Annotated in this window: 2 tRNA genes; both read left to right on the forward strand. The window is 46.1% G+C overall.

Annotated elements, in window-relative coordinates:
* The first annotated feature begins 45 nt into the window (after positions 1-45).
* Positions 46-122: transfer RNA gene (locus tag AEA42_RS05255), tRNA-Ile, on the forward strand.
* Between the two features lie 137 nt (positions 123-259).
* A tRNA-Ala gene (locus AEA42_RS05260) sits at positions 260-335 on the forward strand.
* Positions 336-436 lie beyond the last annotated feature (101 nt).

Below are 436 nucleotides of genomic sequence, written 5' to 3' on the forward strand. Positions count from 1 at the left end.
TGAGTGTTCACACAGATTTGCTTGATAGAAGATAGAGTAAAAGATGGGTCTGTAGCTCAGCTGGTTAGAGCGCACCCCTGATAAGGGTGAGGTCGGTGGTTCAAGTCCACTCTGACCCACCAATCCTTCCTTCTCAGCGTTGGAAAGTGACTCGTTTAGTGAACTAAACGTCGCCACTGTCCGCCTTGATAAGAAATGATTGGCAAACCAATCCTTTAAGAGGTTTGGAACATCTTATTTACTCGCACTGCATGTAAATGGGGCTATAGCTCAGCTGGGAGAGCGCCTGCCTTGCACGCAGGAGGTCTGCGGTTCGATCCCGCATAGCTCCACCATTTACTGCATTATGGTTAGAGATGCCAAAGATAAACTTAAACATTATCTTTGGCTTTTTTAAGCCCGCTCTTTAACAATTTGGAAAGCTGATAGGGATTGG

This window comes from Shewanella sp. Sh95 (genome assembly GCF_001308045.1).
GTDB lineage: Bacteria > Pseudomonadota > Gammaproteobacteria > Enterobacterales > Shewanellaceae > Shewanella > Shewanella xiamenensis.